Annotated in this window: 20 protein-coding genes; 9 read left to right on the top strand and 11 right to left on the bottom strand. The window is 68.6% G+C overall.

What is annotated here, in order from left to right:
- The first annotated feature begins 41 nt into the window (after positions 1 to 41).
- Genes AB0P21_RS17585 through AB0P21_RS17570 form a run of 4 tightly spaced genes read left to right on the top strand, consistent with a single transcriptional unit; the run spans position 42 to position 3,803 of the window.
- The gene (locus tag AB0P21_RS17585; RefSeq protein ID WP_363697744.1) at positions 42 to 1,025 is read left to right on the top strand and encodes a D-isomer specific 2-hydroxyacid dehydrogenase family protein; all 984 of its coding nucleotides are present in this window, start codon (positions 42 to 44) and stop codon (positions 1,023 to 1,025) included.
- Complete coding sequence (gene vanA, locus AB0P21_RS17580; protein ID WP_363697743.1) at positions 1,022 to 2,053, top strand: D-alanine--(R)-lactate ligase; 1,032 nt, start codon at positions 1,022 to 1,024, stop codon at positions 2,051 to 2,053. Before AB0P21_RS17585 ends, vanA begins: the two co-directional genes overlap by 4 nt.
- Positions 2,050 to 2,673, top strand: a complete 624-nt coding sequence (gene vanX / locus AB0P21_RS17575; protein WP_363697742.1) for a D-Ala-D-Ala dipeptidase VanX — start codon at positions 2,050 to 2,052, stop codon at positions 2,671 to 2,673. Before vanA ends, vanX begins: the two co-directional genes overlap by 4 nt.
- Positions 2,670 to 3,803: a UDP-N-acetylglucosamine--N-acetylmuramyl-(pentapeptide) pyrophosphoryl-undecaprenol N-acetylglucosamine transferase gene (locus AB0P21_RS17570; RefSeq protein ID WP_363697740.1), complete on the top strand. Its 1,134-nt coding sequence runs from the start codon at positions 2,670 to 2,672 to the stop codon at positions 3,801 to 3,803. The genes vanX and AB0P21_RS17570 overlap by 4 nt, the downstream gene beginning before the upstream one ends.
- Positions 3,804 to 3,807: 4 nt before the next feature.
- Here the strand turns inward: AB0P21_RS17570 and AB0P21_RS17565 are convergent, their stop codons facing one another.
- Positions 3,808 to 4,902, bottom strand: a complete 1,095-nt coding sequence (locus AB0P21_RS17565; RefSeq protein ID WP_363697739.1) for a HAMP domain-containing sensor histidine kinase — start codon at positions 4,900 to 4,902, stop codon at positions 3,808 to 3,810.
- Positions 4,895 to 5,587: a response regulator transcription factor gene (locus AB0P21_RS17560; RefSeq protein WP_363697737.1), complete on the bottom strand. Its 693-nt coding sequence runs from the start codon at positions 5,585 to 5,587 to the stop codon at positions 4,895 to 4,897. The genes AB0P21_RS17565 and AB0P21_RS17560 overlap by 8 nt, the downstream gene beginning before the upstream one ends.
- 87 nt (positions 5,588 to 5,674) lie before the next feature.
- Here AB0P21_RS17560 and AB0P21_RS17555 point away from each other — a divergent pair, with 87 nt between their 5' ends.
- Positions 5,675 to 6,277, top strand: a complete 603-nt coding sequence (locus AB0P21_RS17555; protein WP_363697735.1) for a M15 family metallopeptidase — start codon at positions 5,675 to 5,677, stop codon at positions 6,275 to 6,277.
- 9 nt (positions 6,278 to 6,286) lie between these two features.
- Here AB0P21_RS17555 and AB0P21_RS17550 read toward each other — a convergent pair whose 3' ends face one another.
- The 7 genes from AB0P21_RS17550 to AB0P21_RS17520 form a co-directional block, all read right to left on the bottom strand.
- Positions 6,287 to 7,249, bottom strand: a complete 963-nt coding sequence (locus tag AB0P21_RS17550) for a hypothetical protein (RefSeq protein ID WP_363697733.1) — start codon at positions 7,247 to 7,249, stop codon at positions 6,287 to 6,289.
- A 74-nt stretch (positions 7,250 to 7,323) separates the two neighbouring features.
- Positions 7,324 to 8,607 carry a PLP-dependent aminotransferase family protein gene (locus tag AB0P21_RS17545; protein WP_363697732.1) on the bottom strand — a complete coding sequence of 428 codons (1,284 nt, stop codon included), beginning with the start codon at positions 8,605 to 8,607 and terminating at the stop codon, positions 7,324 to 7,326.
- Positions 8,607 to 9,665, bottom strand: a complete 1,059-nt coding sequence (locus AB0P21_RS17540) for an alpha-hydroxy acid oxidase (RefSeq protein WP_363697730.1) — start codon at positions 9,663 to 9,665, stop codon at positions 8,607 to 8,609. The genes AB0P21_RS17545 and AB0P21_RS17540 overlap by 1 nt, the downstream gene beginning before the upstream one ends.
- Positions 9,658 to 10,587, bottom strand: coding sequence for an alpha/beta hydrolase (locus tag AB0P21_RS17535; RefSeq protein WP_363697728.1), 930 nt, complete (start codon positions 10,585 to 10,587; stop codon positions 9,658 to 9,660). The genes AB0P21_RS17540 and AB0P21_RS17535 overlap by 8 nt, the downstream gene beginning before the upstream one ends.
- Before the next feature lie 11 nt (positions 10,588 to 10,598).
- Entirely contained in the window at positions 10,599 to 11,804 is a 1,206-nt protein-coding gene (locus AB0P21_RS17530; RefSeq protein ID WP_363697726.1) for a cytochrome P450, read from the bottom strand.
- Positions 11,801 to 13,018: a cytochrome P450 gene (locus AB0P21_RS17525; protein WP_363697724.1), complete on the bottom strand. Its 1,218-nt coding sequence runs from the start codon at positions 13,016 to 13,018 to the stop codon at positions 11,801 to 11,803. Before AB0P21_RS17525 ends, AB0P21_RS17530 begins: the two co-directional genes overlap by 4 nt.
- Before the next feature lie 7 nt (positions 13,019 to 13,025).
- On the bottom strand, positions 13,026 to 14,318 hold the full coding sequence (locus AB0P21_RS17520) for an SGNH/GDSL hydrolase family protein (protein ID WP_363697723.1): 1,293 nt from the start codon (positions 14,316 to 14,318) through the stop codon (positions 13,026 to 13,028).
- A gap of 191 nt (positions 14,319 to 14,509) precedes the next feature.
- On the opposite strand from AB0P21_RS17520, the gene AB0P21_RS17515 reads away from it, so the two are divergent.
- The 3 genes from AB0P21_RS17515 to AB0P21_RS17505 are packed head-to-tail and all read left to right on the top strand — an operon-like array spanning position 14,510 to position 17,951.
- Complete coding sequence (locus tag AB0P21_RS17515) at positions 14,510 to 16,072, top strand: AMP-binding protein (protein WP_363697722.1); 1,563 nt, start codon at positions 14,510 to 14,512, stop codon at positions 16,070 to 16,072.
- Entirely contained in the window at positions 16,069 to 17,298 is a 1,230-nt protein-coding gene (locus AB0P21_RS17510) for an MFS transporter (RefSeq protein WP_363697720.1), read from the top strand. The genes AB0P21_RS17515 and AB0P21_RS17510 overlap by 4 nt, the downstream gene beginning before the upstream one ends.
- Complete coding sequence (locus AB0P21_RS17505; protein ID WP_363697719.1) at positions 17,295 to 17,951, top strand: SGNH/GDSL hydrolase family protein; 657 nt, start codon at positions 17,295 to 17,297, stop codon at positions 17,949 to 17,951. The genes AB0P21_RS17510 and AB0P21_RS17505 overlap by 4 nt, the downstream gene beginning before the upstream one ends.
- Here AB0P21_RS17505 and AB0P21_RS17500 read toward each other — a convergent pair.
- Complete coding sequence (locus AB0P21_RS17500; RefSeq protein ID WP_363697717.1) at positions 17,928 to 18,515, bottom strand: CatB-related O-acetyltransferase; 588 nt, start codon at positions 18,513 to 18,515, stop codon at positions 17,928 to 17,930. The two genes, AB0P21_RS17505 and AB0P21_RS17500, sit on opposite strands and share 24 nt — an antisense overlap.
- A gap of 164 nt (positions 18,516 to 18,679) precedes the next feature.
- Here AB0P21_RS17500 and AB0P21_RS17495 point away from each other — a divergent pair, with 164 nt between their 5' ends.
- Positions 18,680 to 19,381, top strand: coding sequence for an SDR family NAD(P)-dependent oxidoreductase (locus tag AB0P21_RS17495; RefSeq protein WP_363697715.1), 702 nt, complete (start codon positions 18,680 to 18,682; stop codon positions 19,379 to 19,381).
- On the opposite strand, the gene AB0P21_RS17490 is transcribed toward AB0P21_RS17495, so the two are convergent.
- Positions 19,347 to 20,606 (bottom strand): cytochrome P450, encoded by a 1,260-nt coding sequence (locus AB0P21_RS17490; RefSeq protein ID WP_363697713.1) that lies wholly within the window; start codon positions 20,604 to 20,606, stop codon positions 19,347 to 19,349. The two genes, AB0P21_RS17495 and AB0P21_RS17490, sit on opposite strands and share 35 nt — an antisense overlap.
- Positions 20,607 to 20,723: the final 117 nt, after the last annotated feature.

Raw genomic sequence — 20,723 nt, 5'->3', positions numbered from 1 at the left:
TCCATACGTAGCGGCTACACCCGGCTGCCTTGACTGGAGTCATGAACTCCAGCGAACCGGCCATCGGCATCACGGTCTTCGGCTGCGAGCCCGACGAGGCCGAGCTGATCCAGCAGCTGGCGCCCCGCCTCGGGGTCGAGCCGACCATCACAGCGGCAGCGGTCTCCGCGGCCAATCACCAACTGGCGTTGGGGAATCGGTGCATCAGTGTCGGCCACAAGAGCCCGATCACCGACGCCACCCTGCTCGCGCTCAGCCGGGCCGGGGTGGAGTACATCTCCACCCGCAGTATCGGGGTCAACCACATCGACCTCGAGTACGCCGACAGCGTCGGCATCTCCGTCGGGAACGTTGCCTACTCCCCCGATGGGGTGGCGGACTACACGCTGATGTTGATGCTGATGGCTGTCCGGCAAGCGAAATCCGTCGTCCGCCGGACGGATGTGCACGACTACCGGCTGGACGAGGTCCGCGGCAAAGAGCTGCGCGAACTGACCGTCGGAGTGATCGGCACCGGACGGATCGGCCGAGCGGTGATGGACCGGCTCCGTGGCTTCGGTTGCCAAGTAGTTGCCTATGACAATTACCCGGCCAGCTCCGCGGACTATGTCCCGCTCGACGAGCTGCTGAGACTGAGCGACATCGTCACTCTGCACACGCCGCTGACGGCGGACACGCACCACCTGCTGAACCGGCAGCGGCTCGGGCTGCTGCGCGACGGCGCGTTCGTCATCAACACCGGGCGCGGCCAACTGCTCGACACTGAAGCCCTGCTGGCGGGACTGGAGAGCGGGCGGCTGGGCGGCGCGGCACTCGACGTCCTCGAGGGCGAGGAAGGAATCTTCTACGCCGACTGCCGGAACCAGGCGATCGCCAGCAAGACGCTGCTTCGGCTGCAGGAGCTGCCGAACGTACTGATCAGCCCACACACCGCCTACTACACCGACGGCGCCCTCCGGGAGACCGTCGAGAACTCTCTGCTCAACTGCCTGACCTTCATCGACAGAAAGCGGCAATGGATATGAAGCTCGGAATCCTGTTCGGAGGTTGCTCCGAGGAGCACCCCATCTCGGTCAAGTCCGCCCAGCAGGTCGCGGAGAGCCTCGACCGGGACAGGTACGAACCGTTCTACATCGGGATCACGGGAAGCGGCGAGTGGCTGCTGTGCGACGGACCCGAACCCCAATGGGAGCAGGGCAACTGTCGCCCGGTCGTCCTGTCGCCGGACCGCAGTACCAGCGGACTGCTGGTGCTCGACGAGGGCAAGTACGAGACGATCGCCCTGGACGTCGTGCTGCCGGTGCTGCACGGCAAGCTCGGCGAGGACGGCGCGATCCAGGGTCTGCTCGAGTTGTCCGGAATCCCCTATGTCGGATGCGATATCCAGAGTTCCGCACTCTGCATGGACAAATCGCTGGCCTACCTGGTGGCGCGCAGCGCGGGAATCGCCACGCCGGCCTTCCGGACTCTCGCGGCGGGCGAGACCCTCGATCCCGGCCAACTCAACTACCCCGTGTTCGTGAAGCCGGCCCGGTCCGGGTCGTCGTTCGGCGTCAGCAAGGTGGCCGGACCGGAGGAACTCCCGAGCGCGGTGGCGACGGCCAGGCAGTACGACGCGAAGGTGCTGATCGAGGAAGCGGTGGTCGGCGCGGAGATCGGCTGCGCCATTCTGGGAGACGGCGCGGATCTGCTCGCCGGCGAGGTGGACCACATCGCGCTCTCGCACGGGTTCTTCCGGATCCATCAGGAAAGTACGCCGGAGACCGGTTCCGACAACTCGGTCGCCATCGTCCCCGCCGACATCCCGGCAGCGGCCCGCACGCTGGTCCGAGAAACAGCAAAGACCATCTACCGGGCGCTGGGATGTCGCGGACTCGCGCGGGTGGACCTGTTCCTCACCGACGACGGGCGGGTGGTGCTCAACGAGGTCAACACGCTGCCCGGGCTCACGTCGTACAGTCGCTATCCGCGGATGATGGCGGCCGCCGGGCTGCCGCTGGTCGAGGTGATCGACCGGCTGGTCTCGCTGGCGTTGACGGGCAAGATCCGATGAACGCCGACTTCGTCTTCGTCGACGAACTGGTGCCCGGCCTGCGCTGGGACGCGAAGTACGCGACCTGGGACAACTTCACTGGTAAGCCGCTCGACGGCTATCTGGCCAATCGGATCGTCGGGACCAGGGCACTGTGCGCGGCGCTGGACAGCGCACAGGAGAAGGCCGCAACCCTGGGCCTCGGCTTGCTGCTCTGGGACGGCTACCGCCCTCAACGCGCCGTCGACCGCTTCGCGAGCTGGTCGAGGCAGCCGGAGGATGGTCGGACCAAGCAGCGGCACTATCCGAACATCGACCGGACCGAGATGTTCGAGCGCGGCTACGTGTCCGCCCGGTCCGGGCACAGCCGGGGCAGCACCGTCGACCTGACGCTCTACCACCTGGCGACCGGCGAGCTCGCCGCGATGGGTGGCGACCACGACCTGATGGACCCGATCTCCCACCATGGCGCCGAGGGCATCACTGAGGCCGAGGCGCAGAACCGACAGCACCTCTGTGCGGTCATGGAGGACTGCGGATTCAGCCGGTATGACCGCGAGTGGTGGCACTACACACTGCTGAACGAGCCGCATCCGGACACCTATTTCGACTTCCCCATCACGGGCTCAGGCCGATCGTGACGGCAGTCCGGGTGGTGGTGGCCGGCGGGCATTCGGCCGGGCACATCGAGCCCATGCTGAACTTCGCCGACGCGCTCCGCCGGCTGGAGCCCGCGGCCGAGGTGACCGCCCTCGGCACCGTCCGCGGCCTGGACACCACGCTCATCCCGGCCCGCGGCTACCGGCTCGAGCTCATCCCGCCGATACCGCTGCCACGCAAGCTGAGCCGGGCGCTGCTGGCCACGCCTGGGCGGCTGCACGAATCCGTCCGGGCGGCCGAAGAAGTGCTCACGCGGGTTCAGGCCGAGGTGGTTGTGGGCTTCGGCGGGTACGTCGCTGGTCCGGCTTATCTGGCGGCCCGCAAGCTGGGTCTGCCGATTGTCGTGCACGAGGCGAACGCCCGGCCCGGAGTGGCCAACCGGCTGGCAGCCCGGATGACGACCCACGTGTTCACCGCGGCACCGAGTGTCCAGTTGGCCCACGCGACCGCGATCGGAATCCCGCTGCGGCCGGCGATCACCGGGCTTGATCGAGCTGTACTGCGCGCCGAGGCTCGGCGGAGGTTCGGTCTGCGACCCGATGGGCCGGTGCTGCTGGTCACCGGTGGTTCGCAGGGCGCGGGGGCGATCAACGCTGCGGTGTCCGGCGCGGGCGCGGTGCTCCGGGCAGCCGGTGTGCAGGTCCTGCACATCACCGGCCCGCAGCACGTGCTCGAGGTCCAGCCCGCCGCACCCGCCGACCGACCCCACGGCGCCCCCGCCGATCCGCCGTACGTCGTCGTCCCTTACGTCAACGAGATGCACTACGCCTACGCTGCCGCCGACTTCGTGATCTGCCGCTCAGGCGCGATGACCTGCGCCGAACTGGCCGCCGTCGGCCTGCCCGCGGCCTACGTCCCGCTGCCGCTGCGTGGCGGTGAGCAACGACTCAACGCCGAACCCGTCGTCGCGGCAGGCGGCGCACTCCTCGTCGACAACAGCGATCTCACCCCAGCCTGGATCGAGCACACCCTGCTCCCGGTGCTCACCAACCCCGAGCGGATCGCCGCGATGTCGGCCAAGGCGTCAGCAGCCGGCGCGACGGACGCGGACGTAGTACTGGCCAAGCACGTCCTCGCCGCGATCACCGTACGACGGAGACCCGTCTCGTGAGCACCTACCCGTACTGCGGTGGCGCGGCGCGAAACCGCACGGTCACGCGCAGCCCGCCCTCGGGCCGGGGTACCAGCTCGAGCTCTCCGTCGTGCGCCTGGGTGATGCTCTTCACGATCGCCAGGCCGAGGCCGACCCCCGCGTGATCGGTGCGCACGCGTTGGGTGCCGCGCTGGAAGGGCTCGGTCAGGGTCGAGAGCAGTTGCGGGGTGACCTTCTCGCCGGTGTTCTCGACCGTCAGCTCGACCAGGTCGGGTTCGGCCTTGGTGGTGACCCAGACGGCGCCGCCGGCCGGCAGGTTGTGGACGATCGCGTTGTGCACGAGGTTCGTGGTCAGCTGGAGCAGCAGCGCGTGCGAGCCGATGGTGCGAGCCAGGTCGCCCGAGGCCACCAGGGTGACGTCGTTCTCCTCCGCGAGAGCGAGCAGCGTCTCGGTGGCCTCGTCCGCGGCCAGCGACAGATCGACCCGCTCCCGGGTGAACGCGCGCTGGTTCGCCCGGCTGAGCAGCAGCAGCGCCTCGGTGAGCTCGATCGCCCGGTTGTTGACGTAGTGCAGACGCTCGACCAGCTCGCCGTTGTCGTGCTCGGGATCCCGGCGGGCGACGTCGAGCAGGGTCTGCGTGATCGCCAGCGGGGTGCGCAGTTCGTGCGAGGCGTTCGCCGCGAACCTCTTCTGCTCGGCGTCGTGGGCTTCGAGCCGGGCGAGCATGAAGTCGAAGGCGTCGGCGAGCTCGCGGAACTCGTCGTTGCGGCCCTCCAGCAGGATCCGGTGGGCTAGCGATCCGTTCGCCGCCAGCCGGGCTGCGTTGGTGACCCTGGTCATCGGCGCGAGCATGCTGCCCGCCAGCAGCCAGCCGCCCAGCAGACCGAACACCAGCAGCATCCCCAGCATCAGGCCGGCCATCGGGAAGAAGGCCGCCTGCAGGTCGGTGCGATCAGGCCCCATCGGGTACGGGCCTCTGCCCATCAGCAACTCTGGGACATAACGCAGCAGGAAGAACCACACGACCGACAGCAGCCCGGCGCCGGTGATGAGGACCACCGCCGCATAGCTGAGGGTGAGCTTGAGGCGAACGCTCAGGCCCGGCGCCCTATCCACGGTCCCCTTCCGCAGCGCCGCTGCCGGCCGTCTCGATCCGGTAGCCGACGCCGAGCACGGTGCCGATGATCGACGGCTCGCCGAGGCGTTTGCGCAACGCCGAGACGGTGATCCGGACCGCGTTGGTGAATGGATCGGCGTTCTCGTCCCAGGCCCGAGCCAACAGGTCCTCGGCGCTGATCACGCCGCCCTCAGCGGCGACCAGCACCTCCAGTACGGCGAACTGCTTGCGGGTCAGCGCGACGTACCGGCCGTCGCGGTAGACCTCACGGCGGAACGGATCCAGCCGCAGCCCCGCGATCTCCCACACCGGCGGCCGGTTGAGCGAGCGCCGGCGGTCGAGAGCGCGCAGCCGGAGTGCCAGCTCCTGCAGCTCGAACGGCTTGGTGAGGTAGTCGTCGGCGCCGAGCTCGAAGCCGGAGGCCTTGTCGTTGATCCGGTCGGCGGCGGTGAGCATCAAGATCAGCATTCCGCTGCCGGAGGCAACGATCCTTCGGGCGACCTCGTCACCGGAGGGCCCGGGAATGTCCCGGTCGAGGACGGCGATGTCGTAGCTGTTGACGCTCAGCAGCTCCAGCGCGGTGTCACCGTCACCGGCGATGTCGGCCGCGATCGCCTCCAACCGCAGCCCGTCCCTGATGCCGGCCGCCATCAGGGGCTCGTCCTCGACGATCAGTACGCGCATGGCCTCCATGTTACGAGTCGGCATGTATCGCCTACGTATCGAAAACCACCTACGTACTGACAACACCGCAAGGCCTTGGCTGGCATCATGAGCCGAACCACTGCACCCCGACCGACGGCCCTCCGGACCCGCGGGCCCGGCGCGATCGCTGTGGTCGTGGCCGTCGCCGCGATCGTCGGCGCCCTGTTCTACCAGTCGGCGGCGTCCTCGATCAGCGAGGTACTGCACGGCGGCCGGGCCACCGAGGCCGATGGCGTTCTCCCCGACGACGCGACCGTTTTCGCCGAGCAGTACCCCGGTGTGGAGAACCTCGAGCCAGATCTCCGGCGAGCCCTGCAGAAGGCCGCAACCGCGGCCGCCGGCGAGGGCATCGAGTTCTACGTCAACAGCGGCTGGCGCTCACCGGCGTACCAGGATCAGTTGCTGCGGCAGGCGGTCTCGAAGTACGGCTCGGAAGAGGAGGCGGCCCGCTGGGTCGCCACGCCGGACACGTCCCCGCACGTGTCCGGCGCCGCGGCGGACATCGGGCACTCCGACGCCACGACCTGGTTGTCGGACCATGGCGCGGAGTACGGCCTGTGCCAGATCTACCGCAACGAACCCTGGCACTACGAACTACGCCCGAAAGCAACGAGCCTTGGGTGTCCGGCTCCGTACGCCGATCCCACCCAAGACCCGAGAATGCGGTGAAACCTGCTGCTACTCCCCGACCAACTGGTCGTAGTGCGTGGTGAACGACGTAGTGGTGGTGCCGTCGAAGACGACCGGGATCGTCCCGTACGCCGTCATCGCGGTCGCCGCGCCGTTGAACTTGCTGAACGCGTACTGGACACCGGAGTCGGTGTCATGGTCGATCCCGGTGACGAGCGAGCCGCCACGTTCGCCGCAAGTGTTCGCGGTGAGTGCCTCGTACGCCGCGAACCCGGTGCTGCGAACCAACTTCAGGACCGGCTTCGTGGTTGCCGCGACGGGGATCCGGACGGTGTAGAGCGCACCGGCGGTCGTTGTCATCAGCAACGTGTCGTAGGTGGCCGTCTCGCTGATCACGGTCATCGCCTTGAACGACTTGAAGCCGGGGAACGAGCCGAGCGCCTTGAACGCGGTGCCGACCTGCGCGTAGCGGTAGAGGCTGCCGTTGGCGTTCAAGCCGTAGACATAGGCATGCCGCGGCTGCGCGATGCTGTAGTTCGAGGTCGCGATGGTCTTGAAGCTGGTCCAGCCGGAGCCGACCTTGGTCGCCGTCGGCGTGATCACGCCGGAGTCCGCGATGGCCGTCGAGTGCCGGTACAGATTGCCGCCCTGCAGGAACAGGCCGTACATGTACAGCCGATCCGCCGCGTCGAACGCCAGGTACCAGTTACCGGCAGCGCGGGCGCCGACGAACTTGAACTCGAGACTGGGCTCGGCCGTCGGCGGCTTGGCCGGGTAGACGTCGTTCGACTTCACGAATCCGGTGGCATCCACCGAGCCGACCCAGCTGCTGCAGGGCTCCGCCACGGCCGACTTCGCCGACGCCCGCTGCTGCGCCTCGGCGACCTTCGCCTTGGCGGTCTTCACGGTCAAGGACGGCTTCGGATCGGCGGCCACGGCCGAACCGGAGACAGCGGTAGCGGCGAGCAGTCCGGCACCGGACAGCGCCAGCGCGAGGCGCTGAAATTTCATCAAGAGTTCCCCCTCCAGGGAAAGCGTGGTGCATGGTCCCGAGACCGCGGGACTATAGCTCGCCGCGGTGTCACCTAGAGGTGGTCTTTGATGAGGGCTGCCAACCGGTCGAGGCCGACCTCGATCTGGGCTGGGGTCACTGAGCTGCACGACAGCCGCAGAGCATGGATCGGGGCGTCGCCGTCGTAGAAGTGGTGCATCGGGGTCCACAGCACGCCGTACTCGTGCGCCGACTTCTCCAGCAACGCGTCGTCCACCAAGAACGGCACCGTGACGACGACGAAGAAGCCACCCGACGGAACCGTCCAGCTGACCTCGCCGGCCGGGAAGCGCGCGGCAAGACCGTCAGTGATCGCCTGCAGGTTCTCGGCGTAGATCTTCCGTTCGCGGGTGCTGGCGGCGACCAGGCTGCAGTCGTTCTGCAGGAGCTTGCCACCGATGATCGCCTGGGCCACCGCCGAGGTGTTGACCGTGAGCATGCTCTTGATCTTCGACAGCTCGTCGGCGAGCAAGCCCTCGGAGCCGTCAGGAGAGGCGACCGTCTGGTCCGCCACCACATAACCGACCCGGGCACCAGGCAGTGCGGTCTTGGCGAAGGAGCCGAGATAGATCACCCGACGCTCGGTGTCGAGCGCCTTCAGCGTCGGCAGCCGCTCGACGCCGGCCGCGGGGAACAGTCCGTACGGGTTGTCCTCGAGCAGCAGGAGATCTTCCGAGGCGGCCAGTGCCAGCAGTCGTTGCCGAGTCTCCAGATCGAGGCTGAGGCCGGACGGGTTGGCGAAGTCAGGCATCACATAGCAAGCGCGCGGACGCAGACCCTCGGCTCGCGCGCGTTTGACCACGGCAACGAGATCATCGAGATCCACCCCTCCGTTGCCACCGGCAACAGGAAGCACGGGCAGATCGACCAGCCGGGCAGCGCCGGTGATACCGACGTACGCCGGGGAGACCGCGAGCAGCACATCGGCCGGAGCCGCGCGGAGCGCGCGGAGTACCAGGACCATCGCCTCCTGGCAGCCGACCGTCACCACGACCGCGTCAGGGTCGACCGTGATGCCCTCGTCGGCGACCAGGTTGCGGGCGATCAGCGGGTGGATGATGCCCTTGGTCCGGCCGTACTGGAAGATCGTCCGCCGCACCCCGGCCTCGTCGTAGCCGAGCTCCTCGCGCAGGTACTGCCCGAAGGTGTCGAGGTAGCCGTGCAGGTCCTCCAGCGCGTAGAACTCCTCGTACGGCCGCCCGGCGGCGAGCGAGATCGCGTCCGGGTAGTGGTTGGCGACCTCGTTGAGGAAGTTCATCGAGTTCAGCGCGCGATCGGTGAGCGAACCGTGCAGGTCCGCCACGTTCAGATCAGCCATCAGGCCCTCCCCGTGGTGAGTCGTGCCGCGGACGCGACGTCCGCGCAACCGGCCAGCAGCATCGCGTCGGCCAGCTCTCTGTGCAGCAGGTCCAGTGCTTCACCGCAGGCGTCGACGGCCAGCGCCCAGAGCAACGGACGCCCAACCAGTACGCCGGAAGCGCCGAGCGCCAGCGCACGCAGCACATCGGTGCCACTACGGACGCCACTGTCCAGCAGCACCGAACACTCCTTGCCAACAGCATCGACCACACCAGGCAAAGCGTTGATCGAGGCAACAGCCCCGTCCAGTTGCCGCCCACCGTGATTCGACACAACGATGCCATCAGCACCTATCTGCACAGCCCGGACGGCGTCCCGCGGATCGAGAATCCCCTTCACCACCAGGGGAAGATCGGTCCGGCTCTTCAACCACTCGAGATCACGCCAGGACACAGCAGGCTCGAACGCCGACGCGGTGTGAGCAGCAACAGCAGACAACCCCGGTACCCCGACGTGCGCTTCACTCACGCTGCCGACAAGATTGGCGGCCACCACATCCGACGGCAACGCAAAAGCATTCCGTACGTCGCGCAGCCGCCGACCCATCACCGGCACGTCCACCGTCACCATCAACGCCCCGCAGCCGGCTGCCTCGGCCCGCTCGACCAGCGACTCGACCATCGCCCGATCCCGCAGCCAGTACAGCTGGAACCACGACGGCGCCGCCTTCGCGATCTCCTCCAACGGATAGCTGCTCAACGTGCTGATCACGTACGGTGCTCCCGCGGCAGCGGCAGCGCGCGCCAGCAGCATCTCCCCCTCGGGATGCAGCAACCGCTGATACGCCATCGGCGCCACGGCGACAGGCATCGAGGCAGCACCACCGAACAACCGGCAGGACGTGTCGGCGCTCTCTGCGCCGGCCAGCACCCGGGGAACCACGGTCACGGCGTCCAGCGCAGTACGGTTCAGCCACAGCGTCGTCTCGGTGCCACTCCCGCCCGCAACGAAGTCCCGGACCGCGGCGGGCAGGACAGCCGCCGCGAGGCTTTCGTAGTCGGCGAACGATTCAGGCATCGTCGAACGTTCTTCGGAGCCAGCCGGCCGACTCGGTCAGGGCCTTGCGGGCGGTCGGCAGGACACCCGACATCGTGTAGAAGCCGTGGGCCATCCCGTCGTACCGGGTCAGCTCGGTCGGGACGCCTGCCGCATAGAGCTTCTCGGCGTAGAACTCGCCCTCGTCGCGCAACGGGTCGAACTCGGCCGTGATGATGAAGGCCGGTGGCAGGCCGGCGTGGCTGGCGGCCAGCAGCGGCGAGGCCAGCGGGTTGGTGCCGTCGGCCTCGTCGGTCAGGTAGTGCTGCCAGTACCAGTTCACCGAGGTGCGGTTGAAGAGGTACGGGTCGTCCCCGGCTCGCATGGACGCGGTGTCCGAGCCGTAGAGGGTGTTCGGGTAGACCAGCAGCTGAGCGGCCAGCGCAGGGCCGGACTCCCTGGCCAGCAAGGTGGTCGCGGCCGCGAGGTTGCCCCCGGCACTGTCGCCGCCGACCGCGATCCGGGCGACGTCGACGCCCAGCTCCACCGCATGCGCGGCGATCCACTGGGTCGCGCGATGGCAGTCGTTCACAGCGGTGGGGAAAGGATTCTCCGGCGCGAGCCGATAGCCGACGGTGATCACCTGGCACGGCACCAGATTGGCGAGCTGGCGGCAGACTCCGTCGGAGGTCTCGATGCTGCCGAGCGTCCAGCCACCGCCGAAGAAGTACACCAGCGTGGGCAGCGGCCCGTCGCCGGCCGGCCGGTAGATCCGCAACGGGATCCCGGACTCCTCCATCACCAGGTCGCGGACGTGCCGCACCGGCTCGACCTCGCCGCCACCGGCTTGGATCGAGGCCAGGTCGGCAGCGCGAGCCTCGGCCAGCGACTGCGTGTAGAGCGGCGGCACGTTCTCCGCTTCGCGCTTCGCGCGCATCTCCACCAACAGCGGGTCCAGCGGCATGGTCGTACCTCTCACCTCAGGGTCACGGGCATGGTGGCGAAGCCCCGCAGGGCCAGGCCGGCACTCTGCACCGGCGCTTCCGCCAGCGCGAGATCGGGGAAACGCTGGAACAACCGCGGCAGCGCGAGCCGCCCCTCGGCCCGCGCGAGCACCGCACCGATGCAGAAGTAGGCACCGGCGCCGAAGGTGATGTGCCGCTTGTCCGGCCGCTCCGGATCGAAGACCTCGGGCGCCGGGAAGCGCGCCGGATCCCGGTTGGCCGCGCCGAGGATGACCAGCACCAGTCCACCGGCCGGGATCGTCACGCCACCCACTTCGAGATCCTCCGAAGCAGTCCGTACGACGAGTTGCGCGGTCCCGTCCCAGCGCAGTACTTCCTCGACACAGGCCTCGGCCACCGACGGATCGGCGGCCAGCGCCTTGACCAACTCCGGCTGCTCGAGCAGCGGCGGCAACGCGTTGCCCAGCAGGTTGATCGTGGTCACGAAGCTGGCGTTGAAGAGCACCAGCAGGTTGCCCACCAGCTCCTCGTCGGTCAGCGTGCCGTCACCGGCATCGATCACCTGGACCAGCCCGCTGATCAGGTCGTTGCCCGGCGCAACCCGGCGGTCGTCGATCAACCGTTGGTAATAAGTCGACATCTCGACAGCGGCCTCGTTGGCGGCGGCAACCTTCTCCGGCGTCCGGCCGCCGAAGTCCAGGTAGTCCTCCACCCGCTGCACCCGGGTCCGGAACCAGTCCAGGTCCGGTGCCGGGATGCCGAGCAGCGCGCTCATCACCCCGGCCGGCAGCAGGTAGCCGAACTCGGCGATGAAGTCGACCGGCCCGTCGGCGCCCAGCGCCGCGAGCCGATCCAGCAACGAGTCGGTCAGCTCAAGGATGGCCGGCTCCAGCTCCTGCACCCGGCGCGGGGTGAAGGCCTGATGGAAGGCACGCCGCATCCGGCCGTGATCGGGCTCGGTCCGGAACATCATCGAGTTGCCCAGCGCCGTACTGACCGGATCGGCGTCCGGAGCGGGCGCCGGGCCGCCCTTCACAAACCGGGGGTCGCGCAGGATCTGGTCCACCGCCGCGTACCCGTTGGCCACCGCCGCGTACGCCGGGCTGGCGGGGGTCAGGTTGACCGGGCCGAGCTCGTGCAGCCTTTCGTACAAGGGGTACGGCGCTCGCCGGCCCTCGTCGGTCTGCAGCAGGGCGAGGATCTCGTCGGCGGTCATGTTGTCACCGGCATCGACTTGTAGCCGCGCAGGAACTGCTGCGGATTGCGGATCGGCGGACGAGCCGATCGCAACGACGGGAACCGCTCCAGCAACTGCGGGAAGGCGATCCGTGCCTCGGCCCGGGCCAGCGCGGCACCGAGACAGTAGTGCGGGCCGGCCCCGAAGCTCAACGGCTTGAGGTCGGCCCGGCTGACATCGAAGACATCGGGATCAGGGAACCGCTGGGAGTCCCGATTGGCTGCACCGAGCATCACCAGCACCACCTCCTTGGGTGGGATCACCGCACCGGCCAACTCCGTCTCCTCCTCCGACCAGCGCGCCACGAACTGCACCGGCGCCTCGTACCGCAGGACCTCCTCGACGAAGGCCGGCGTACCGGCGGCGGGGCGCAGGTCGGGCCGGTCGAGCAACGTCCACATCCCGTTGCCGATCAGGTGGATCGTGGTGACGAAGCTGGCGTTGAAGAGCACCAGCAGGTTGCAGACCAGGTCGTAGTCCGACACCTCGTGCAGCCCGGCGTCGATCGCCTCGACCAGCTGGCTGATCAGGTCGTCGCTGGGCGTCTTGCGCCGCTCGTCGATCAGCGTGCTGTAGTAGTCCGACAGCTCGCGGGTCGCCTGGTCGGCGGCCGCCAGGATCTCGTCGGTCTTGCCCGTGACGTCGAGGAAGTCGTTGATTCGTTCGACTCTGGGCCGGAACCAGGCCAGGTCGTCCTGCGGGATACCGAGCAGCGCGGCGACCACGCTGCTCGGCAACGGGTAGGCGAACTCCGTCATGAAGTCCGCCTCCCCGTCCTGGTCCAGCCGGTCGGCCAGACCGTCCAGCAGGCCGTCGACCAACTGGCCGACGGCCGGTTCCAGCTCGGCCACCCGGCGCGGGGTGAACACCTGGTGGAACAGGCGTCTGGCCTGCAGGTGCCGGGGACCGTTGCTGTACATCATCGAGTTGTTGAGCACCGCGAGCAGCGGATGCTGCCGCCACTCGGTGCCGCCGTGATCATCGCTGAACACGTCGTCGGTGACCCGGAACCGCGGGTCCCGCAGCAGCTGATCGGCTGCTTCGTAGCCGGTGACCACCGCCGCATAGCCGCCATTTCCTCCGAGGAGGGAGACGGGACCTAGCTTGTGGAGTTCGGCGTAGTACCGGTACGGATCTTCCAGACCGGCTTCGCTGAAGAGTCCCTTGAGCACAAGATCTGCGGCGGTGGTCATCAGCGGCTCACCGCACCAGCTTCAGCGGGATCGCGTTGGCCATCGCCTGGTAGCCGGCGTCGCTCATGTGGATGTGGTCGCCACCGTCGTACGCCGCCAGCAGCTTCTCCGGCGCGGCAGGGTCCCGGACGGCCTTGTCGAAGTCGATGATGCCGTCGAACTCCTGCTGGGTGCGCAGCCACTGGTTCACCGCGACCCGGGTCGCCTCCTTCTCCGGCGACCAGCCGCCCGGCGTGGTGAAGCCGCCGTACGGGGTGATGGTGGCGCCGATGCTGCCGATGTTCTTCTCCAGCAGCTGGCTGTTGATCTGCTTCAGGGCGGCGATGATCTGGTCGGCGCTGGCGCCGTTCATCCAGATGTCGTTCACCCCGAGGTGGGTGATCACGGTGCGGACGTCGGTCTGCGCGTAGACGTCCTCGTTCAGCCGGGCCAGCGCGTTCAGGCCGAGCTGCTCGGTGCCGCTCGGGCCGCCGAGGATGAGTCCGCTGCTGTCCTGCAGCAGCCGGTTGCCGGCCTCGCCGACGTTCAGCACACCGGGCGCCTTCTTGCCACGCTCGGCGACCAGCCGCTCGGCGAACTGGTCGGGCCAGCGGTTGTTGGCGTTCGCCGTGCTGAGCAGGCCGTCCGCGATCGAGTCGCCGAGCACGACGATCGAGCCGGAGGGCTTGTCGGTGAGCACGTCGACACCGGACAGGAACGTCCAGCAGCACGCACGCGTAGTGATGTACGGCGTACCGTCCGCAGCGTTGGTCAGGTCACCCGGACCGAAGAAGTTCTGCTGGTTGGACGACGCGTGCCAGCTGGTCGGGCCGGTCGCGGTCGGGTAGAAGACGCTGATCACCAGCGTGCTCAGGTCCGGCACCTTCAGGTTGACCGGGTCGCTGAGCAGCTCGGCGCCGGTGTTCATCACCGCGGTCGGCGAGCCGCCGTTGAAGGTCAGCGTGCGCTTGGACGCCACCGTGATGTCGGACTGCACCGGCGTGCTGGTGTCGGCGAAGGCGACGGTCGCCGCGCCGATCTGCACCGGCCGGTCACCGTAGATGTTGGTGAACCGGATCCGGACCTTGTCGCCCCCCACGGACGGCCGGACCACGTAGCGGGCGCTCTGGTTGTTGAGGCCGGTGGCGGTGAAGCCGGCGGTCTCCGGCTTGACGATGCCGGTGGACCAACTGCCCACCCAATCGTCGCCGCTGCCGGAGGCGGCCGTCTGGGCCGACGATCCGGTGAAGACCAGGGCCGAGCCGGCCAGGGAAACGGCGGCCGCGAGTGCGGCCGATCTGACGGTACTGGGAATGCGCATGGAACAACCCCCCAATGGGTTGGCGCGCGACGGGTAAGAAAAACCCTGCGCGAGTGGCGGTGACGGAAACCTAGTTCCGGATTCCTGACACGTCAACGGGCGCATTGAATTGTTCGCTTGAATTGACGAAGGACTGGCCGCCGGGAAATTCCCGCAGTACAGTCGCCCGGATACCGAAAGGGTGGGGCGCCATGTCGGTCGATGCCGTGCTGGACGAAAATCTGGAGCAGTCCAGTTCATATGTCGTCACCGCTCTCGGACTGTTCGCGCGGTACGGCGAGGCCGAGGCGATCGTGGCGGGCGGACGGCGGCTGACCTTCGCGCAGCTGCGGGCCCAGGTGCTCGACCTGGCCGCGACGCTGCAGGACCGCGGGGTCGGCCCGGACACCGGCGTCCTGGTGCTGGCCGGCAACACCCTCGAGCTGCCGGCGCTCCAGCTCGCGCTGCACCTGATCGGCGCCCGGACGATGTGGATCGCGCCGATCGCGGGCCGCCGCGAGATCGAGGCGTTCGCGCGGCTGTCCGAGGCGGACGTGTTCGTCTACGACGCGCGGACCAAGGCCGTGGTCGGCGAGCGGCTGGCCGTCAGCCTCGGAGTACCGGTGCACTGCCTGGGCGAAGGCGGCCTGGGCCCGGACCTGCTGGCGCCGTCGACAGCCACCTTCCAGCCGGAGTACGCCGACCTGACGCCGGCCACCTGCCTGCAGACCAGCGGCACCACCGGCGAGCCCAAGCTGGTGCACCACCGGCAGGCGTTCTACGAGCAGATCCTGACGCTGGCCGCCGACTACCTGGCCGCCGGACTGCCCGTACTACGGCACCTGTCGCACTCGCCGATGGCGTTCGCGAGCGGGCAGATCACCAGCTTCTTCAACCTGTTCATGGGCGGCGTGCTGTTCCTGGAGGACGAGTGGGACGCCGGCCGCGCGCTGGCCACGATCGAGCGTGAGCGGATCAACTCGACCTACGTCTCGCCGCCGCTGCTCTACCAACTTCTCGACCACCCGGACCTGCCGACCACCGACGTGAGCAGCCTGTTCATGCTCAACGTGGGCGCCGGGCCCGCTGCGCCGTCCCGGCTGCGGCAGGCCATCGCCCGCTTCGGACCGGTACTGCGGATCGTCTACGGGCTCAGCGAGGTCATCGTGGTCACGGCCCAGCCGGGACTCACGGAGGACCCGGCGCACCCCGAGCGGCTGCGGTCGTCGGGTGCGCCGTACGGGGATGTCCGGGTGGAGATCCGGGACGCCGACGGCCGCCCTGTCCCGCCCGGCCAGACAGGCGAGATCTACGCGACCAGCAAGCTGCGCTTCGTCGGGTACTGGGGTCGCCCGGACCTGACCGAGCGGGCCATCGTCGACGACTGGGTGCGGACCGGCGACCTGGGCTACCTGGACGCCGACGGCTACCTGTACGTGGTGGATCGGGTGCAGGACACGATCGTCACCGGGTCGAGCAACTGGAACGTGTACTGCCGCCCGATCGAGGACCTGCTGCAGTCGCACCCCGGGGTGCGCGCGGCGGCTGTCATCGGCGTACCGGATGAGGCGTTCGGCGAGGTGCCGCACGCGTACGTGGTCCGGTACGACGGGGCCGTGGTGACCGAGCAGGAGCTGCAGAAGCTGGTCCGGGACGAGTTCAACGAGATGTGGACGCCGCAGCAGGTCGACTTCCTGGCCGAGCTGCCGCTGACCTCGGCGCACAAGATCGACAAGGTGGCGCTGCGGGCCCGACACGTTGCGCCTGGGGTATGAACCGCCGTCGAGCCGGCCTGATCGCGCTCTTCAGCGCGGACGTGCTGTCGGTCCTCGGCGACCGGGTGTCGATGGTGGCGATCCCCTGGCTGGTGCTGACCACCACCGGCAGCCCGGCGAAGATGGGACTGGTCGCCGGCGCGGAGATGCTCCCGTACGTCGTCTCGGGGGTGCTCGCGGCGCCACTGGCCGACCGGTTCGGGCTGCGCCGGACGTCGATCGTGACGGATCTCGGCAGCGCGGCCGCGATGCTGGCGATCGTGCTGACGCCTGGTTCGCCGTTCGGGGTGTTGTGCCTGATGGTCGCGGTCGCCGGGGCATTGCGAGGCTGTGGCGACCGGGTCAAGCACGTGATGCTCAAGCCGATGGCGGACGCGGCCGGGGTCAAGATGATTCGAGTGACCTCGTCGTACGAGGGCTTCACCCGGACCGCGACGCTGATCGGGGCGCCGCTCGGCGGGCTGCTGATCAGCTGGATCGGGCCGAACCAGGCGATCATCGTGGACGCGATCTCGTTCCTGGTCTGCGCGGCGCTGATCGGGCTGCTGGTCCGGCTGCCCGCGACGGTGCAGGACGACACCCCGGCGCCGGTGCGGGAGCCGTACTTCCAGGCGCTGCGGGGCGGGTTCAGCTACCTGCGCAAGGACCAGTTGCTGCTCGGGATGATCGTGATGATCTTCTTCCTGAACGTCTTCAACCAGGCCAGTACTGCGGTGTTCGTGCCGCTGTGGGTCGAGCAGGTGCTCAAGTCGCCGGCCGCGCTCGGACTGCTGTTCGGCGGGTTCGCGGCGGGCGCGCTGCTCGGGAACGTGATCTTCACGGTGCTCGGGCCGCGGCTGCCGCAGTACTCGTCGTTCGTGATCGGGGCGGCGATCGGTGGCGCGCCCCGGCTGTTCACGCTGGGGCTGTCGGACCACCTGTGGCTGGTGATCACGGTCAGCTTCTGCTGCGGGGTCGCGAACGCGGCGGTCAACCCGGTGATGGGCGTGACGCTGTACGAGCGGGTGCCGGCCGCGCTGCAGACGCGGGTGTTCGGGGTGACCGGGGCGATCGCCTTCATCGGGATCCCGATCGGCGGCGTACTGGCCGGCTGGAGCGCCGCGACGTTCGGGCTGCGTCCCGCAGTGATCGGCTCCGGGGTGGTCCTGCTGCTGGTCACGCTGGTGCCCGTGTACCGCTGGTGGCGGCATCCGGTCGAACTACCCCGCTACGAGGAGGCAGCATGATCACTGAGGCAACCGACGAGTACTGCCTGGCCGACGGTGAGGCCGCGAAGCTACTGGCAGGACACCCGTGGCGGCGCTTCGCAGTACTGGGTGACAGCGTGGCGGAGGGCCTCTGCTCGCCCGTACCGGGGTACTCCGAGCTGCAGTGGGCCGACCGGCTCGCTGCCGAGCTCCAGGTCCCTGACTACCTGAACCTGGGCGTCAGCGGCCTCCGGGCCCACGAGATCCACGCGACCCAGCTAGAGGCGGCCCTGGCCTTCCAGCCCGACCTAGCCCTGGTGGTCGGCGGCGGCAACGACGCCTTCTCCGCCCGCTACAACCCCGACAAGGTCGACGCCGAGCTGACGGCGATGATCACCGCCCTGCAGCTGTCCGGCGCCGAAGTAATCACCCTGGGCATGTTCAACGTCTCCTACTCCCCCGCAGTGGCCGACTGGCTCCGCCCCGGCCTCCGCACCCGGATGGAGACCCTGTCCGCCCGCACGCGTGCCCTGTCGGAGCGCCTGAACACGATCCACGTGCACCTCACCGACCACCCCCTCTCCTCGGACCCCACCCTCTACTCCCCCGACGGCCGCCACGGCACAGCCCGCAGCGACGCCGTAGCCGCCGCCGAAACCATCCGCCGCCTAGGCACCCACCTCACCCGCTAGGCCGTGGTCCAGGGCGATCTTCTCGACGTCTGCTGGGGTGCCGGTGAAGATGGTGTGGGCGTGTTCGGTGACCAGTTCGACCGGCCAGTCCCACCAGGCAGCGCGGAGTAGCCGGGCTACGTCGTCCTCCGCGTAGCGGTGCTTGATGACCCGCGCGGGGTTGCCGCCTGCGACGCAGTACGGCGGGATGTCGGTGGTGACCACCGCACCGGTGGCGATGATCGCCCCGTCGCCGATCGTGACGCCGGGCATGACCGTGACGCCGTAGCCGATCCAGACGTCGTTGCCGACCACCGTGTCGCCCTTGCGGGGTGCCTCCAGGGCAGGCGCGAGGGTCTGGTCCGCCCAGGCGCCGCCGAAGATGAAGAACGGGTACGCCGAGACTCCCACCAGCGGGTGGTTGGCCGAGGAGAGCAGGAAGGTCGCCTTGGCGGCGATCGGGCAGTACTTGCCGATGATCAGCTTCTCCGGCCCGAACGGATACAGCACGTTGTTGCGCTCGAAACCGGCCGCGTCGTCCGGGTCGTCGTAATAGGTGAATTCCCCGATTTGGACATAGGGCACCGTAATCAGGGGTTTCAGGAATACAGTGCGCCGACGATCGTTAAACGGATAGACGACATTTGGGTTGGGCGCACTCGACACTGGTTGCTCCGCTCTCCTGGACTGCCTCGGATCCTGATTTCCGAACACTGCCGAAATGCCGTCACTTCGTCTACAGTCCGGCCATGGCCGACAACGACGCGATCCTGATCTCCGGCGCCACCGGCTGCATCGGCAGCACGCTGGCCCGGTCCCTGTACTCCGACGGCCGGGCGCTGGTCCTGTTCGGCCGCAACGCCGAGAGCCTGGAGAAGCTGGCCGGCGAACTGCCCGGCAGCCAGGTGCTGGTCGGCGACATCGGCGACGCCGACAGCCTCGCGGGCAGCCTGGAGTTCCCCGACCGGCTCGGCGGCGTCGTGCACGCGGCCGGCATCTGCCAGGGCCGCCCGTTCGGCGAGAGCGACCCGGCGCTGATCCGCGAGCACCTCGAGGTCAACCTGGTCGGCCCGTCCGAGCTGACCCGCCTGGCCCTGCCCGCGCTGCGCGAAGCCAGGGGCACCGTCGTACTGGTCAACTCGCTGGTCGGCCTCTACCCGTGGCCCGGCTGGATCGGCTACGCGATGAGCAAGTACGGCCTGCGCGCCTTCGCCGAGACGCTGCGGCTGGAGGAGTTCACCACCGGCGTCCGGGTGAGCAGCATCTACGCGAGCCGCGTCGCGACGCCGCTGCAGGCCAAGGTGCACGCCCAGGAAGGCAAGGAGTACGTGCCGGACGAGTGGGTGCAGCCCGAGACGATGGCACACACCATTCGCAGCATCCTGGACACGCCCCGGGACGCGGAACTGAAGGACATCACCCTGATGCATCAGCACTACCCCCGGCCTTGACCAGCACCCGGTCGGCCACGGTGATCGGCAACGACCGGAAGCCACGCAGGATCAGCTGATCGGTCCGCACCGGCTCACTGCCGAGCGCGAGCTGCGGGAACCGCTCGAGCACCATCGGCAACGCCACCTGCGCCTCGGACCGCGCCAACGCGGCACCGAGGCAGTAGTGCGCCCCAGCGCCGAAGCTGATCGGCTGGTTGTCCGTCCTCGCCGGGTCGAACCGGTCGGGCTCCGCGAACCGCTGCGGATCCCGGTTGGCCGCCCCGGTCAGGACCGCGATCAGCTCGCCCTCCTTGAGCTGCACCCCGAGGAACTCCGTGTCCGCGCTCGCGACCCGGATGAACACGTGTGCCGGGGTGTCGTAGCGCAGGACCTCCTCGACGTACGCGGGCATCAACTCCGGCGTACTGCGGATCGCCGGCCGCTCGAGCAGCAGCGGCAGCGCGTTGCCGAAGAGGTGGATCGTCGTGCTGAAGCTCGCGTTGAAGAGGACCAGCAGGTTGCCGACCAGCTCCAGGTCGGTGACCTCGTGCAGCCCGCTGTCGACGGCCTGGGTGAGGTCGCTGATCAGATCGGCCTGCGGCTCCTTGCGGCGCTGGGCGATCAGCTCCAGGTAGTACTCCGTGATCCGGGCCGCCGCCTCGTTCGCGGCCGTCATCACCTCGGGGCCCTTGCGGCGGAAGTCGAGCCAGTCGTTGATCAGGTCGACCTGCGAGCGGAACCAGCTGATGTCCTCGTCCGGCAACCCGAGCAGCTGACCGACCACCCGGGCCGGCAGCAGGTACGCGAACTCGGCCATGTAGTCGACCTCGGACCCGTCAGCCCCGAGCTCGGCGACCCGGTCCAGCAGCTCGGCGGTGATCCGGACGATCTCCGGCTCCATCGTCAGCACCCGCCGGGGCGTGAACACCTTGCGGAACAGCCCGCGCATCCGGCCGTGCCGGTCGCCGTTGCTGAACATCATCGAGTTCATCAGCGTCACCAGCACCGGGTGATCGCGCCAGGTCGGCGTCATCGACTCCATCCGGAGCGCGTCGTGAACCTCGAACGAGGCGTCCCGCATCATCCGGTCGACCGCCCGGTAGCCGAACACGGCCGCCGAGTACGGCAGCTCCGGAGCAGTCAGCGCCAGCGCCTCCCCGAGCTGGTGCAGCTGCGCGTAGAGCGGGTACGGATCGGCCGTCCCACCCGCGGCCAAGGCTCTGACAATGTCGTCCCCACCCATTGTTTCCCCCAACTTTTCGGCGTGCCGAAAGCGCATTGTCTGCTTTCTTGCCGCTGTTTGAATCTGCCCAGCGGAACACTTACCTTCACCTGATCCGTGCCGTACCCTGACTGCCGG

The sequence above is a fragment of the Kribbella sp. NPDC056861 genome, assembly GCF_040687575.1.
Classification (GTDB): Bacteria; Actinomycetota; Actinomycetes; order Propionibacteriales; family Kribbellaceae; genus Kribbella.
This window is presented reverse-complemented; position numbering and strand designations above follow the sequence as displayed.